General features: G+C 61.2%; 12 protein-coding genes and 1 pseudogene. 2 read left to right on the top strand and 11 right to left on the bottom strand.

What is annotated here, in order from left to right:
- Positions 1–175: 175 nt before the first annotated feature.
- From PW947_RS24525 to mauJ, 4 genes and pseudogenes are all read right to left on the bottom strand, one after another.
- The gene (locus tag PW947_RS24525) at positions 176–361 is read right to left on the bottom strand and encodes a hypothetical protein (RefSeq protein ID WP_299634992.1); all 186 of its coding nucleotides are present in this window, start codon (positions 359–361) and stop codon (positions 176–178) included.
- A 219-nt stretch (positions 362–580) separates the two neighbouring features.
- Positions 581–925: a hypothetical protein gene (locus tag PW947_RS24520; protein WP_299634991.1), complete on the bottom strand. Its 345-nt coding sequence runs from the start codon at positions 923–925 to the stop codon at positions 581–583.
- Positions 926–942: 17 nt separating this feature from the next.
- Positions 943–1,353 (bottom strand): annotated as a pseudogene (locus tag PW947_RS24515) (recombinase family protein); the annotation flags it as partial.
- Positions 1,354–1,956: 603 nt separating this feature from the next.
- Complete coding sequence (gene mauJ, locus PW947_RS24510) at positions 1,957–2,991, bottom strand: methylamine utilization protein MauJ (RefSeq protein ID WP_299634990.1); 1,035 nt, start codon at positions 2,989–2,991, stop codon at positions 1,957–1,959.
- A gap of 379 nt (positions 2,992–3,370) precedes the next feature.
- Between mauJ and PW947_RS24505 the strand changes: the two genes are divergently transcribed.
- Complete coding sequence (locus PW947_RS24505) at positions 3,371–4,228, top strand: hypothetical protein (protein WP_299634989.1); 858 nt, start codon at positions 3,371–3,373, stop codon at positions 4,226–4,228.
- A gap of 415 nt (positions 4,229–4,643) precedes the next feature.
- On the opposite strand, the gene PW947_RS24500 is transcribed toward PW947_RS24505, so the two are convergent.
- The 5 genes from PW947_RS24500 to PW947_RS24480 all read right to left on the bottom strand — a co-directional run bounded on the left by PW947_RS24500 (position 4,644) and on the right by PW947_RS24480 (position 11,563).
- A complete protein-coding gene (locus PW947_RS24500) occupies positions 4,644–5,495 on the bottom strand; it encodes a hypothetical protein (protein WP_299634988.1) in 852 nt (283 codons plus the stop codon).
- A gap of 138 nt (positions 5,496–5,633) precedes the next feature.
- Complete coding sequence (locus PW947_RS24495) at positions 5,634–7,217, bottom strand: TolC family outer membrane protein (RefSeq protein ID WP_299634987.1); 1,584 nt, start codon at positions 7,215–7,217, stop codon at positions 5,634–5,636.
- Positions 7,210–9,312 carry a peptidase domain-containing ABC transporter gene (locus tag PW947_RS24490; protein ID WP_299634986.1) on the bottom strand — a complete coding sequence of 701 codons (2,103 nt, stop codon included), beginning with the start codon at positions 9,310–9,312 and terminating at the stop codon, positions 7,210–7,212. Before PW947_RS24490 ends, PW947_RS24495 begins: the two co-directional genes overlap by 8 nt.
- 2 nt (positions 9,313–9,314) lie before the next feature.
- Positions 9,315–10,508, bottom strand: coding sequence for an HlyD family efflux transporter periplasmic adaptor subunit (locus tag PW947_RS24485; protein WP_299634985.1), 1,194 nt, complete (start codon positions 10,506–10,508; stop codon positions 9,315–9,317).
- A gap of 101 nt (positions 10,509–10,609) precedes the next feature.
- Positions 10,610–11,563 carry a hypothetical protein gene (locus tag PW947_RS24480; protein ID WP_299634984.1) on the bottom strand — a complete coding sequence of 318 codons (954 nt, stop codon included), beginning with the start codon at positions 11,561–11,563 and terminating at the stop codon, positions 10,610–10,612.
- A gap of 785 nt (positions 11,564–12,348) precedes the next feature.
- On the opposite strand from PW947_RS24480, the gene PW947_RS24475 reads away from it, so the two are divergent.
- Positions 12,349–12,717 (top strand): hypothetical protein, encoded by a 369-nt coding sequence (locus PW947_RS24475; protein ID WP_299634983.1) that lies wholly within the window; start codon positions 12,349–12,351, stop codon positions 12,715–12,717.
- Positions 12,718–12,830: 113 nt separating this feature from the next.
- On the opposite strand, the gene PW947_RS24470 is transcribed toward PW947_RS24475, so the two are convergent.
- Positions 12,831–13,085, bottom strand: a complete 255-nt coding sequence (locus PW947_RS24470; protein ID WP_299634982.1) for a hypothetical protein — start codon at positions 13,083–13,085, stop codon at positions 12,831–12,833.
- 188 nt (positions 13,086–13,273) lie between these two features.
- The gene (locus PW947_RS24465; RefSeq protein ID WP_299634981.1) at positions 13,274–14,353 is read right to left on the bottom strand and encodes a substrate-binding domain-containing protein; all 1,080 of its coding nucleotides are present in this window, start codon (positions 14,351–14,353) and stop codon (positions 13,274–13,276) included.
- Between the last annotated feature and the right edge of the window lie 4 nt (positions 14,354–14,357).

Below are 14,357 nucleotides of genomic sequence, written 5' to 3'. Positions count from 1 at the left end.
CCACATACCCATTAGGTCGACCAATGTTTGTTTCTGAGGGGGTGTGTTCAGCGACGGCCTTCGGATTCTGGGGGGGCGAATGTAGTCGCAAACCCTTGCCCAGCAAGGCTCTCGAAGATAACGCACAGAACTCTATAGAGAAGGAGAGACGCTAATCCGGTCGATGCACCAAACGTCACTTGGGGTGGAGATGGATCAACAGCACGGCGAACCCGGCGACCATGCCTGCGGTCACTACGCCGCCCACGATAAACGCTCCCAGTTGCCTCGCGAACCCCCAAGGGCCTCTACTGCGTTCATATGCCCTCGCTGTGTCAGCGAACACCCGCTCGACCTGGGCTTGGTATTCCTTGTGATTCATGGGCCGCTCCTGAGGCGAGTTCTTGGGTCGCTGGATAACCGGACCCATTTTACTCACGAAAATCCGTGACAGGGTGTTGGTTGCCGCGCGAGCCAGATTCCCCCGTACCCTCCCCATGCCGCGTTGTGGGATGGTCGAGGGAATCTCCTGCTGCCACGGAGACGCAAAAAAGCCCGCCTTGCGGGCGGGCCTCGGGTATCGCTCCTCGGCGCTTTGGGCTCAGTGCGCCTCACGTCCGCTGAGACGGTCCAGCAGCGCCCGCTCTTCAGCCACCGTGAGCGCTCTGACTGATGAGGGCACCTGGGCCGCTGGGGCGTAGTGTTCCGTAAGCGCGACGATCATGACCTCCTGTACAAACGCCTCGTGCTCGGGGAGTGGATGCTTGCCACCGCCAAGGGCGCTCTGTTGATGTGCCAACTCGATGCCTTGGGCACGCAGTTGGCCTTTCGATATGGAGACGCCGTAATCACGGGCCAAGATGCGCGAAGCGATACCAGCGGCGCTGGTGACCGCTGCGACGACATGGGCGGGCAGTTGATTTGCATTTGCTTGCGTTGAGTTCATAATGCTGGTCCTAGTTGTTAGTCGTTTGCTGCATTCAAGGCGCGGGAGATTGTCGCCACGCCTACCCCAAAGTGTTCCGCCAGCGTCCGCACCGAGCCCCCATGCTCGGCGTGGTACGCCCGGACCTCTTCATAACTGACCGCTGGTTTGCGGCCCTTGTACTTCCCCTCCTGTTTTGCAATGGCGATGCCTCTTGCCTGCATCTCACGCCGGTTCCGATAGTCCGCCTCACCTTGGGCCGCCATGAAGGCCAAGATGGCGTCACGGATGGCCTTGCGCGTCGCATCGGTCTCTTGGCCGTCGAAGGCCATCTCGTTGAGCGTGCATTCCACGCGAACGCCTTTCTTCATTAGGCGCTGCATCGTCTCGTGTAGCTCGTCGTATCGCCGCGAGATGCGATCAAGCCAACGCACCACCAAGACAGCGCCCGTCGCGTGGTCCGTGCAAGGCGTTTCCGCGCGAGAGCACGGGCCGCAGCAACCTTCAAGGAACAACATGAGACAACGTAAAGAGCCCGAGAAGGCCCCGATTACCGGGCTGCCCCGTGGCATGCTGGCTACTTTCGCATTCCGCAAGGGCGAACTGGACGAAGCGACATACACCCAGATTCAACGCGAGGCCAGCGAGTGGCTCAACGCAAGCGGGAAGCGCTTAACGCCTACAAAGCCACCGCGGAATTCCGGCGCTCAGGCCGGAAGACCCTTGTGCCCATGCGGAACGTCGCAGGGACCGTCACGGTTCGCACCGAATCCCATCAACGCTTAATGGCGGAAGGATTCTGCGGGTCGGGCTGGGCATACGATGAAGAAGCCGGGTGCGTCCGTTGCCGTCTGCGGAACGTCCCGAAGACTCACCCGGACTACGGCGTATGGTTCGACGTCGGGGCGCTGCTTCTTGGATTGAGCGACGGCGAGGAATATCGCGTAAATGACCCGTTTGACCTGACGACGCTGCGGATGGCTCGGTGACTTAATCGACTGTCGCGTTCCTATCTTGGCAGCATCCGCTGCCGACGTTCTTTCAGTTGCGTCTCAGTCTTTAGGAGACTCGGATGGGACTTGCAATTCCGCAAGCAACATCTTTCGCGCTACAAATCGCAGCACGGGTATGCGCTGCGAACATTGTTTAATATCACCGTATTTGTCCGCAACCAAATGACTTTCCAGTGGGTTGAGGTGCGCTAAGGCATTGCGAACCGTTGCACGCATATCATCTATCACCGCATTGAAACGCTTTCCAGCGAGGCGTGTCGCGACGTTAGAGAGGACATCGGGGAACTCTGCGACCTCAGTCGGGAAGCGCTCCACGACTTCGGCGTTTGTCGGTCCATTTTTGCCATGCTTCTTTCGTCTGTGGGTGCGCAATTTATGCACCCCCTCTACGACCTTAAAGAACGAAAGGAACTGATAGAAGGGGTTGGTTGCGTTCGTCCCTTCCCTATACGCCGCCAACAGAGCACGGCGCTCTGGCGTGGAAGGCCCGCCAAAATTTATATCCAATACCTGCGGCGCTCCGACTATGCCAAAACTGGCTAAAAGTACATGCGACGCCTTTTCGCGTATCTGGTAACCGCTCACGTCGATCGCGCTGTCGTGTCGAAACGACCAGACACTGAGCATGTCACTGATGAGATTCCACGCTATTTCCTCTGCTTGTTCGAACGAAGGGGCATGAAAGGTCATTTCGGCACGCGCCACCCTGTTCTCAGCGTTGGGTGTGAAGCAGATTTGCGCAACGACACCGGCCCCTTCGATCATGCACTGCAACTGCACGGAGTCTGGGGGCATTAGAAAAAGTGAGTCCCCTGTCGTCAACAGCCTTGGAATATCCAGGCAATCCTGAAACAGCGTCGTGCCGGGTACGCCGAGTACAAAGATAGCCTCGTACTCTCCCTGCGAGCCAGAAGGCGAAGCGGGCGGCCGATCATTAAAAATCGGAACAATCGTTACTGACACTCGTTCGTTTACGGTCGGCCGAGGCAGTGACGCTGTAGTTCCCGCTGTTTGAATCACAGTTTCAGTCATTTTTTTGCTTTTATAATTTTGGAATTTGTTCGGGTCGGTCACCGACCTCTGGTTCGATTTTACGCGCCTATGAGACCGCATAGAGCAAGTCCGAGCTACCGTCGCGACTTTTTAGGCGGACGGGTACATCGGGACCGGCTGGCGACGCGACGAAGAGCCAGGGGCTATCCGCTACCGTCAACAGCGGCTTCCGAAAGACCGCCCAAACTTCGGCGTATAGTTCGATGTCGCTGCGCTAATTCTCGGGCTCAGGGGCGGTGAGGCGTACGCCATGACCGCCCCATTGGACCTCACGAACACTAGTGTCGCTTTGGATAAGTAATCAGACAGAGGCGGTATTAGCTTGTAGGATGCGCAGAAGTGAATCGAAGGGTATTGTATTCTTCTAAAAATAACCGATCGATTCTCGCTCGCACCCAACATGTCCTCCCGCGATCCCTCTCCCCCTCGTCGCCACTACTATTCCGTTAGAGCAGGAAAGCGCCCAGCCGACGAAGGCTTCACGCTTTCTGATTTCAAACGCTTTTTCAGGGAGGCTTTTAGCCGTCTTGAAGCAAACGGCCTCTTCCAAGAATGGTTTGGCTACGACTGTGTAGATGACGGCGGAGTATCGGGCAAGGCCGGTTTGGACCCGTCATTGTATGTATTTCGCAAACTACGCCGAAACGGGCCACAGCCCGTCCTACAGGGCTTGGATACGTACACCGAGGATGATCTCTTTGACATCATTGAGTTTCTTTACGACCATTCCTCCGAGGGCATCGAGGGTTATCACCACCAGTCATTCGACTGCGGATGGCACTACAAATCTTTCGATGGTCGCTCAGGTCGAGAAATCTTCAGGCGCGAGATGAATGACATCTTGGTCGATTACGGCTCAGGATTCGAGCTCTCGCATGCCGGTGAAATACTAGCGCTCCCAGACGACGAGTTTGCGCCTATGCTTGCAGCAGAACTACCGCACGCTGATGCAGCAAACATACGGGAAAAAGTTGAAGCTGCGAAACTTAAATACCGTCGAAGAGCGCTCTCGGAACGACGAGATGCCGTACGCGACTTGGCCGACATATTGGAGTTTTTAAGGCAGGAGGCGAAAACCGTCCTTAACTCAAAGGACGAAGCGGACCTTTTTAACCTCGCCAACAATTTCGGGATTCGCCATCACAACAAAGACCAGAAGACAGACTATGACCAATCAATCTGGCTCAGTTGGGCGTTCTACTATTACCTAGCCACGATTCACGCGTGCGTGCGCCTGATCGAGAAAGCAAAGAACTAGGATCAACGCGCTCGTCCTGAAATTTGTCATAGAGGCTCATGCGTCCAGTTGCGACCAAACTTGGGCTAACGTAGAGGGGTCCGATTCGTTCGGTGCTGCTGCGTCTTCGCTGCTCTAATGCTGTAGACTATGTGTCAATCAACCGCACATGCTGCGTCAACGCACTTTCGCTAAGCCATTGATTTTATTGGTCGGTTCGCGGGTTCGATTCCCGCCGCCTCCACCACTTGCTTTGGGAAAAATCCCGTAAGGTCAACGCCTTACGGGATTTTTTCTTTTTGGCGTGCAGCATTCAGGTCAGCGCTGGGATGCGGGGAACGGTGACTTGAGCGTGAAATGGCGGCCGGATCTACGGCGCGCGCTCCGCGTTCTTTTATTGCGTGACCATCCCGACTACCGTTCCCGCCGCGTCCTGTTACCGGGGAATTTCGTCCATATCCCTTCGCTTATTCCCTATGCGAGTATCGAGGTCGCGATTCGCGTCCTGGGTTCGTCGAAGATCATCCCGTAGCCGCTGCAGCCGCTGCTGTGCATCCGCGGGCGGGTTGGGATTTGAACGCATTGTCGCTTCGGTATTGTTGATATCACGCTGTATTTCCTGCTCGAGGCGTCGACCGTTGTCACGGTGCACCGGGTCGGCCATGACCTTGGTGTAAGCGGCATCCACGGCCGCGTCCACGTTCCTGGCCATGACCTGCTCGACCTTCTGTCGATCCGACGCCGTCGTCGCGGATTCGTATTCGCCAAGACCTTGTGTCTGCATTCCGCCAAACCGGTCGCGGTCCTGTCGCGACAACGCTTCGATCTTCTGGCTGGTCAGCGTCTGACGGGCTTTAAACCTGTTTTCATCCGGAGGACTGCCGCGTTGCTCGTCCGCCGCCATGTTTGCGAACGCGCGGGCATTCGTGCTGTCGTCGGGACGAGCCAGGCCGTTGTCGCGGCTGCCGATCAAGTGCTTCGCCTCGGACGCGGAAATAGCGGCTGGCGACGCAGCACGCGTGCCGGATGGCGTAGCCGGCGCATCGGCGGCTTGCGCGTGGTTGACTTGCGTGAGCGTCGGAATCGACTTGGGTTGTTCGGCCGCCTGGCCTTGCTGGGTTTGCCGGTTCTGCTGAGCGGATTGCGCCTGTTTGCCTTGCTGGCTTTGCTGGGTCTGTTTGCCTTGCGGGGTCTGCTTGCCTTGCTGGGTTTGCTCGCTCTGCTGGCTATCATCCAATGGTTGACCGGACCAGACATTGGGATCGCTACTGTTGATTGAAATCGACATATGCTCACCTCGCCTTGCTGTTGAGAACGTCCACGCCAGCGCGTGGACAGACTCATGACAACCGATTCGCCCGAACCCGAGGTAATAGCCAGGTATCGGCTCAGCCGCGCACATGTGAAGCAGCGGGATCGATCAGCGTCAGCGCAGCGTCGTCTGTGCGGGTGAGCGCGACGCACGCCACGCTTCAAGCGCGTTCACGGCAAACGAGTCCGAAGCATTGCGCGCTGCCCCTAAAGGCGCCGTGGGTGTGGGCGCGGGCGCCGCCAATGCCGTCGGTGCCCCAACACCCACTCGCACAGCCTCGCCCACAGCCATCGGCACCACCGTCGTCGCCACGACCTTCCGCACCGGCGCCTCAACCGCGCCGCCGCTCGCTGCGTCCCGCACAGACGCAGCCCCCGCAGCCCGCGCACTCCCTGCGACCAGCAACCCATTCACTCGCGCAACCTCGTCAAAGTCCAGCGACGCCGTCGCCGCCTTCAGTTGCAGCAACGCCACGATCGTCGAATAGCGCGCCCGGATCAGATCACGACGATTCGCATACAACGCATCGGACGCACGCAACACGTCGGCACTCGTACGACTGCCGACCTTGTAGCCGATCTGCGTCGCGTCGAGCGCCGCGCGCGAGGTCTGCACCAGACGCGTCAGCGCGTCCACCCGCACCACGCCCGCACGAAAGCGCGACCAGTATTCGCGCGCGGTCCCGCTCGCCATCCGCTGCGCCGCGAGCAGCTCGTCTTGCGCCTTGTCTTCGAGTGCGAGCTTCTCATCGACGATCGCGTTCGCCTCGCCGCCCTCGAACAAAGGAATCGTCACCGACACCATCGCGGTCGACGTCGTCGTGGGACGCGAGTAGCCGGATGCCGCGCCTGCGGGCGTGTGACTCGCGCTCAGGTTCACGACCGGCAGATGCCGCGCCCGCGCCTTCTCGACTTCGAGTTTCGCAATACGCCAGTCGATCTGCTTCAGCTGCACGAGGTAATCGTTCGCTTCCGCCTGACGCGCCCAGCTGTCCGCATCGACCGGATCGATTCCCGGCATCGGCGCGGTCTCGGACAGTCGCGACAGCGCCGCAAACGGCTGACCGGTGATCTGTTCGAGCGTGAGCCGTTTCAGCTGCAAGTCGCTGCTCGCGTCCTGCGACTGCAAACGGGCCTGCTCGCGCGCCGCCTCGGCCTCCTGAAGATCGATCACGGTCGCCTCGCCCGCCGCCCGCCTGCGACGAAGCTGCGCGAAGTGCACATCGAGCGCTGCCGTGTAGTCGTTTGCGCGCATCAGCTCGTCTTCCGCCGCGAGCGCGTCGAAATACGCGCGCACCGCCTGCACCAGCGTGGCCTGTTGAGCACGCGCCACATCGACGACGCCGCGCGCCTCGATCACGTCCGCCTGCCGGTACGCGGTCCAGCGGCTCCAGTCGAACACCGGCTGCGTCAGCGACACCGTCCAGCCGTTCTGCCAGTAACTCGTGCGCGGATAGCCGTCCATCACCGTGCTGTTGTACGCCCGCCCCCAGCCGCCCGACACTTGCGGCAACAGCCCCGCGCGGGCCTTCGGCACCGCTTGCCGCGCGGCTTGCGATGCGGCCCGCGACGCGGCAAGCTCGGCGTCGTGATCGCTTGCCTGCTCGACGACCGTGAGCAGGTCGACGGCACTCGCACTGCGCGCGTACGCGACGCACGCGAGCACGAGCAGCCATCCGGACGCGGTGCGCTTATTCATGATTCGCCACACTCGCGGCTGCGTCGCGCAGCAGTTCGCCGTCCACCAGCCGGTAACGCGTGTCGAACGACGCCGCGAGCGACATGTCGTGCGTAATCACGACCACGGTACGTTCGAGACGCTGCAGCAACGCCACGATATGACGCACCGAAGCAGGATCGAGATTCGACGTGGGTTCATCGAGCAACAGCAGTTCGCGTTGCTGATACAACGCCCGCGCGAGCAGCAGGCGTTGCCGCTGCCCGGCGGAAATATTCGCGATCGTGTCGCTGATTACGGTGCGCGTGCGCATCGGCAAGCGCATCACGTCGGCCAGCAAACCGACATCGTCGAGCAACGCGTGAACGCGGGTTTCGTCGGCGTTGCCGGCGAACAGCGACACATTGTCCGCAATCGATCCGTGCAGGATCAGGTCGCCTTGCCGCATATGCACCGCGTGGCGGCGGATTTCATCGACGGTGAGATTCGGCCATGCAATGCCGTTCAGCGTGATCTCGCCGTCCTGAAGCGGCTCCGCTGCCGCGAGCAATTTGAAGAGCGTGGATTTGCCGCTGCCCGACGAACCGGTGATCACGATCTTGTCGCCCTTGCGGATCACGATGTTCGCGTGCTTCAGCACCGGCTGATCCGACACGCCGTACCGGAACGTGACGTCACGCACTTCGATACGTTCGAAGCATCGCACTTCGACGGTTTTGTGCGTGTCGGCGGGCGGCGTGTACCGCTCCGGTTCGGCGTCGACGATATCGCCCACGCGTGCAACCGGCACGCTAAGCATGAAGTACTCGAAGGCCGCGTTGATCGAACGTGCAAAGCGCTCGGACAGCAGCGACTTGTAGATCAGAAACGAATAGAACACCCCGACCGAGATCACGCCGCCCACCATCAGCCGCGCCGCGAACCACGTGATCGCAACCATTTCCGCGTAGTTGACGAGCTTCAGGATCGCGTCGCGCGCGCTGGACAGGCGGCTGTTCTGCACGAGCGCCGCGATATACGCGCGGTACTTCGCCATGAACAGCGCGGTGCGCCGCGTTTCGCCCTGCGACAGCTTGATCAGCGATGCGGCGCGGATCGTCTCGATCAACGTATCGTCGCAACGCGCCGACTCTTCGAGCACGAGCGCGTGCGTGTCACGCATCCGCGAAAACAGCGCGAACGACACCGCCACGTAGAACACGAAAATCAGCAGCGCGATCGCGGTCAGCTGGCGGCTCTGCACCAGCATCAAGCCGAGCGCGAGCGTGCCGACCACGAGGTCGATGCCGAGCGAGATCATCGTGCGCGTGGCGTAGATGCTGACTTCGTCCTGCGCCTTCACGCGCGCGAACAGATCGCCGACGTGCCGCTTCTCGAAGTACGGAATCGGATTGCGCAGCAGCTTCAGCATCAGCCCCTCGGTCATGTTCATCTGCACGAGGCCGTGCAGCAGTTCGACGAGATAGCTCTGGATGTAGTGACTCAGCGCGCCCGCGATAAAGATGCCGGAAAACGTCAGCACGAGTACGTTGAGCAGGTTGAGGTTGTCGGCGGCGACGACGTCGTCGAGCACCAGATTGCCGAGGTACGGCATCGCGAGAATCGCGAACTGGCTGCCGAGCGCGACGAACATCACTTTCGCGATCTGCGCGTTGAGCAGCGGATTCAATGCACGCACCCGCGCGAGCGCAGCCGGCACGCGAGACTTGCTGCGGATACGCGGCATCAGCGGCGTCGGCGCGCATTCGAGCAGGTAGCCGGACACGTTGGTCACGAACGTATCCATCGAGACGCGCCGCCGGCCGGTGGCCGGATCGATCACCTGCACGTAGCCGCGCCCGCACTTCTCGAACACGACGAAATGCGCGCCGCCGAAATGCAGGATCGACCCGCGTTTGACCCCGGAGAGATCGGCGGTATCGAACCGGTAAGCCTGAACCGCCAGACCGAATTCGACGGCCACGTCGTAGAGGTCCATCAACGTCAGCCCATTGGCCGAGACCGGCTGGAACGCCTGCAACTCACGCACTTCGGTGGCCCGGCCGAAATGCGACAGCACCATCGCGAGACAGGCGTAGCCGCATTCGGCCACTTCGTTTTGATAGATCGCGCGCATGGTCAGCCTCGCAGTACCCGGAAGAGCGGCGCCAGCACCCACTCGGCGATGGTGCGGCGCTCGATCACGATGCTCGCCGTTGCAGCCATGCCCGGCAGGATGTCGAAGTGCTGCCGCTCGAAATTGAATGTGTTGCCGCTCAGCGTGGCCCAGGCCATGTAATCGCCGTCGGGGTTGGCCGACTTCGACGCGCCCGCGGGCGACATCGCCGAACGCACTGTCGTGCGCGAAATCGAGTCGATGCGCGCTTCGTAGCTGCCGAATTTCGCGTACGGAAACGCGTCGAACTTCAGCCGCACGATCTGCCCTTCGCGGACAAAACCCCGACGGCGCGACGGAATGCGCAACGCCGCGCGCAAGCTGCCCTTCTCGCCGGTCGAAATGACGATGGCGACGTCGTCGGGCGCGAGCGTGCGACCGGGCACCAACCCGGAGAACGTGACGACGCCGCCTTTCGGCGCGGAAATGGTCGCGTCCTGGCGAGTCTGTTCGAAGCTCACGCGAATATCCTGCAACTCGCGCGCGTGCCGCGCGTCCAGTTCGTTGAGCTGGGCGTCCAGGCCCGTTTGCGAGCCGATCGCCGCGCCAAGGTCGCCGCCCAGTTGCTGACGGCGCGCCACGCTCTGCGCGATCGCGACTTTCGCCTGATGCGTGTCGGCGCGCGCCAGCTCGACCCGTTCGGCGGTGATGTAGTCGGAAACGGACTCCAGCCGCGTCAGCTTGCGTCCCGCCTCGTCGGACAGCTGGCGGTTCTGCGCGAGCTGTTCGTCGAGCGCGGCGATTTCGGCGCGCCGGCTTTGCGCGGTCAGACGCGCAACGTCGCGCTGCGCGGTCAGCTCCGCCTTGCGTTGGCTGTATTGCGCGTCGCTCGACCGGATCTGTTCGTCGCGCATGCGCTCGTCGAAGGCGGGCCGCTGCTGGCCGTCGCTTGACAGCGACAGATCGCGATCCAGCCGGAACAGCGCAGTGCCCTGTGCGACGTGCATCGATGGCGTGACATACACCGCCGACACGAGGCCGTTCAGCCCTTGAATCTTGATTTCGGACGGCGACACGATTTCCGCGCGCACGTCCTGTTTCAGTTCGACCTCGTGAAAGAACGCGAAGACCGTCGCGGCGGTCACGAATGCGGAGGTCGCATACGCGATCCAGCGCCACGAGACGTCCTTGAACTGGGGAAGATTGATAGGTTCCATAGCTTCTTGCTGCCGGATGCCAGCCGGTATCGGGTCGGCGCATCAGGACGATGCCGACGTCGTGCCGCACGGCGAGGTGTGCGGGCGCGCGGGAAAAATAGCTAGCGAACGGGTGCGAACGCGTACATCGACGGATGTCCGGCGACCAGCCAGTCGGCATAGTTGTCGGTCACCGCTGCCTCGATGCAGTTCGCCAGATGTTGCGGTGCATCGGGCTGCGCCAGCGGCAACGGCTCGAACAGCTCGGCGCTGAAACGGCCGCGCTGGAACCGCAGATAGAACGGCAACAGCAGTGCGTCATACGGTGCGCCCAGCCGGAACACGCCGTTATGGATGCGCGCGTTGCGACCGAACAGCGACACGCTCACCGTTTCCATCGGATAACGGTGCAACGCGAACGGCGGCACGTCGGCAAACAGCACCGCGACGCCGGTGCGTCTCAACGCGCGCGCCACCCGCAAGCCGAGACCGTTACGGTCGTCGTCGCCATAGGTGTAGAGCACGTTGACGCCGGGAATCAGCGCGTGGTCGTTGCCATACATATCGCGCGGCACACCGGATACCACCGCGATCGACTCGAGCCCGAGCAGCGCCCGCAGCTCGTCGATGACATAAATATTCGCGTATTGCGACACATAGTGAAACGGCGACACGATGACCGGCCGACCCGGCGCGGTGGCCTGCAGTTGCCGGATTCGGTCCGCCAGTGCCAGGGCGACATCGCGCAGATCGGGCCACGTCTCGCTGCCGCGCGACAGCCGGCCGAAATAGATGCGCCGGTCGATCAGACTTTCGCGCAAGCTGCCCGCCGCGATGCGGCCGGGTTCGAGCCCGGAGAGCTTCAACACCTCCCGCGCGATCTCACAGCGCGCGGCGCCATGCCAGCGCGTACGGGCATTGACGAGGCTGCGCATGCGCCAGACGGCGGTGGACAACGGTTCGATCGCCGAAGCCGGCATACGCGCGATCAACGCGCATTGCACGTGCTGCCTGACGAACGCAATCCGGTTGCGCAGCGCTTTCAGCATGCTGGACGCCACGGCCCACGATTGCATGTTCGACTCCGTGTAGTGCGTGCCGGGACAGCCCATAAACGGACCGTCCCGGCACGCTCGCCTGATTACGCGCGAGCAACCGGAGCGGCAGCCGCCTTCACCGGTGCCGGCGACGACGAGCACTTGCAGCAGCCGCCTGCGACAGCGGATTTAGCCAATTCATTGCGATCGATCTTTTGCATTTCAATTACCTTTTTGAATTAAGAAATAAAGTTAGCCCACGAGAAAACTGCTTGTATCGTGAAGCGAAGCGGATCTTATCAGCGGGTTTTTTTGGTACGAAAATTTTTGCTTTATTTTACAACCCGTCTTATTTAACCAACCCACGCGGTTACAACGCGCCCCTCTCGAATTAATCAGACATTCGAATAAGATAAATACCTTACAAATTAATGACATGACGGGCATTCGCAGGCTGGCGAGCGCCGACCGTCTTTCACGTACAAAACGTCGGCTGGCGAGCTTTATCTCACACAAGTAAATGAACCGATCGTCGAATCAGCCATATAAAATACTCAGGTAATGCTCTCTTTCACAGAGCCAGGATTAATCCATCGCGCAATACGAAAATTCACGAAGCCAATTAGAAAAGGATTAAACCGATCGAATAAAACGCGCGCGAACCAGAAACCGGACAGTCGCCGGTGATTCGGGTTCTCCCGCACAGCCTGGAAGGGAATAAAGCGAGGAAACTGACCGTTTAGACTCGGCACGCGCAACGGCGGCGCACGGATTGCCCGCGCTGCCCAACCTAAACCGAACGCTGTCTACCAGGAGCCCGCACCATGCGCAAGACTCTCCTCTGCCTCTCCACGCTCACGCTGCTGACATTCCAGCACAGCGCGCTCGCCGATCCGCCGAAGGCCATGGACGGACGATTCGTCACCGCGGACGGCATGACGCTCTACACCTTCGACAAAGACACCACGCCGGGCGCCAGCGCCTGCACGGGTGGCTGCATGACTTACTGGCCCGCCGCGCTGGCCGGCCCGGGCGACAAAGCGTCGGGCGACTGGAGCATGGTCCCCACCGCCGACGGCAAACAGCAATGGGCGTACAAGGGTCATCCGCTGTATCGCTACAAATCGGATACGCAGCCGGGTCAAACCAGCGGCGACGGCTTCAAGGACATGTGGCACACGGCGAAACCATAAGCGCTACGTGAACCCGATCACCGCGCGACGGCACCCATAACGACACGCGCCGCTTTTGCCTGAGGCAAAAGCGGCGCGTGGACCAGCGCGTGCGTCAAACCAGCGGGACAGTCTTAGTTATCTTGCGGGCATTGCAGGTTGCAGCCGTTCGGATCGCCGTTGTCGCCGCGCTTGCGCATCTGCGATTTTTTGTCGGACTGATATTTGTTCGACGGCGCGGACGCCGCGAACGGCATTTGGGGATGCTCGGCAAGACGGAATTGATCTTGCAGAATGCCGCCCGGCACGCCCGGCGAGTTTTGTGCAAAAGCGGCGGGCATCGTCGCGAGCAACGCGGCGGCAGTACATGCGTGAACCAGATATTTCATGTCGATCGGGGGCGCGGGCTGTGCGCAGTTAAGGCGAAAACCGGACGGTCAAACGGAAGGCTAGAGAGTATCGCAAACCGCGGCGCGACGCATTGCAACACACGTCCAACGTGTTACGGTGGCTTACGGGTCGAGCCGGGGTATAGCGCGCCGTCCAACCCCGCGCCCCAGCCGAAAACCAGACCCTGCTAGTCCGCCGTCGCGGCCAGACCTTCGTCGAGGTCGAACAGCTTGCCGCAGTCGCGCGGATCGTAGCCGTCGAGCCGATCCACGCCTTCGCGATACGCATTGCTGCGCAGCAATGCCAGCACTGTGGTCAGCGGCACACGTTCGAGTCGCGCGCGATCGCATGCGAAGAAATAGTCCTCTTCCACGACCGGTATGAAGTCGAGACCGAAGTGATGCGCAGCCGGTTCGACGCCGAAACCCACGTCCGCCATTCCGCTTGCGACGAACGCGGCAATCGCCGAATGCGTGAGTTCGGTGGACGAATACCCGTTGACGCGATCCGGGTCGATACCGATCTCGCGCAGCGCGAGGTCGAGCAACATCCGCGTGCCCGATCCCGGTTGGCGGTTGACGAAGCGAATGTCGTCGCGCGCGAGGTCGCGCAATCCGGCGATCCGCTTCGGGTTGCCCTTCGCGAGAAACAGCCCCTGCTTGCGCCGCGTCAGATGCACGAGCACATGACGTTGCGGATCGAGCCAGCGACGGTAAGCGTCCGCGCACACCGCGCGAAACGCGCCGCGCGGCACATGAAAACCGGCCAGATCGCACTCACCGCGCGCGAGTGCCGTCACCGCTTCCGCGCTGTCGCGATACTTGATATCCACCGGCACTTCATCGGCTACCAGCGACGTCACCAGCGCCGCCACCGCGTAACCATGCGACGCGTGAATCCGCACGTCGTCGGCGGGTGGTGTGAGCCATCGGTTCAGGTCGCTCGCCACTTCGCTTGCCAGCGCCTGCATGTTGCCGTCGAGCCGCTCGCCGCACAGACGATGCGCACGCAATACCGCTTGCCCGAGATCCGACAGCACCGATCCGCGTCCGCGTTCTTTGTCGATCAGCGCACCGCCCAGGCGTTCTTCGACGCTGCGCAGCAAACCCCACGCGTGGCGGTAGGACAAACCCTTAAGCATCGCCGCCTGCGCGATGCTGCCGGATTCGTCGACGAGCGAGAGTAACGGCACAACGTCCGTCAGGCTTACCTCCCGGCCGTCTTCCCCCTCCACGATCAGCCTCGCATGGCATCCAATCCTGATCATATAT

The organism is Paraburkholderia sp., from assembly GCF_028283785.1.
In the GTDB taxonomy this organism is placed as follows: domain Bacteria; phylum Pseudomonadota; class Gammaproteobacteria; order Burkholderiales; family Burkholderiaceae; genus Paraburkholderia.
Note: the sequence above shows the minus strand (reverse complement) of the source record. Positions and strands in the feature narration are given on the sequence as shown.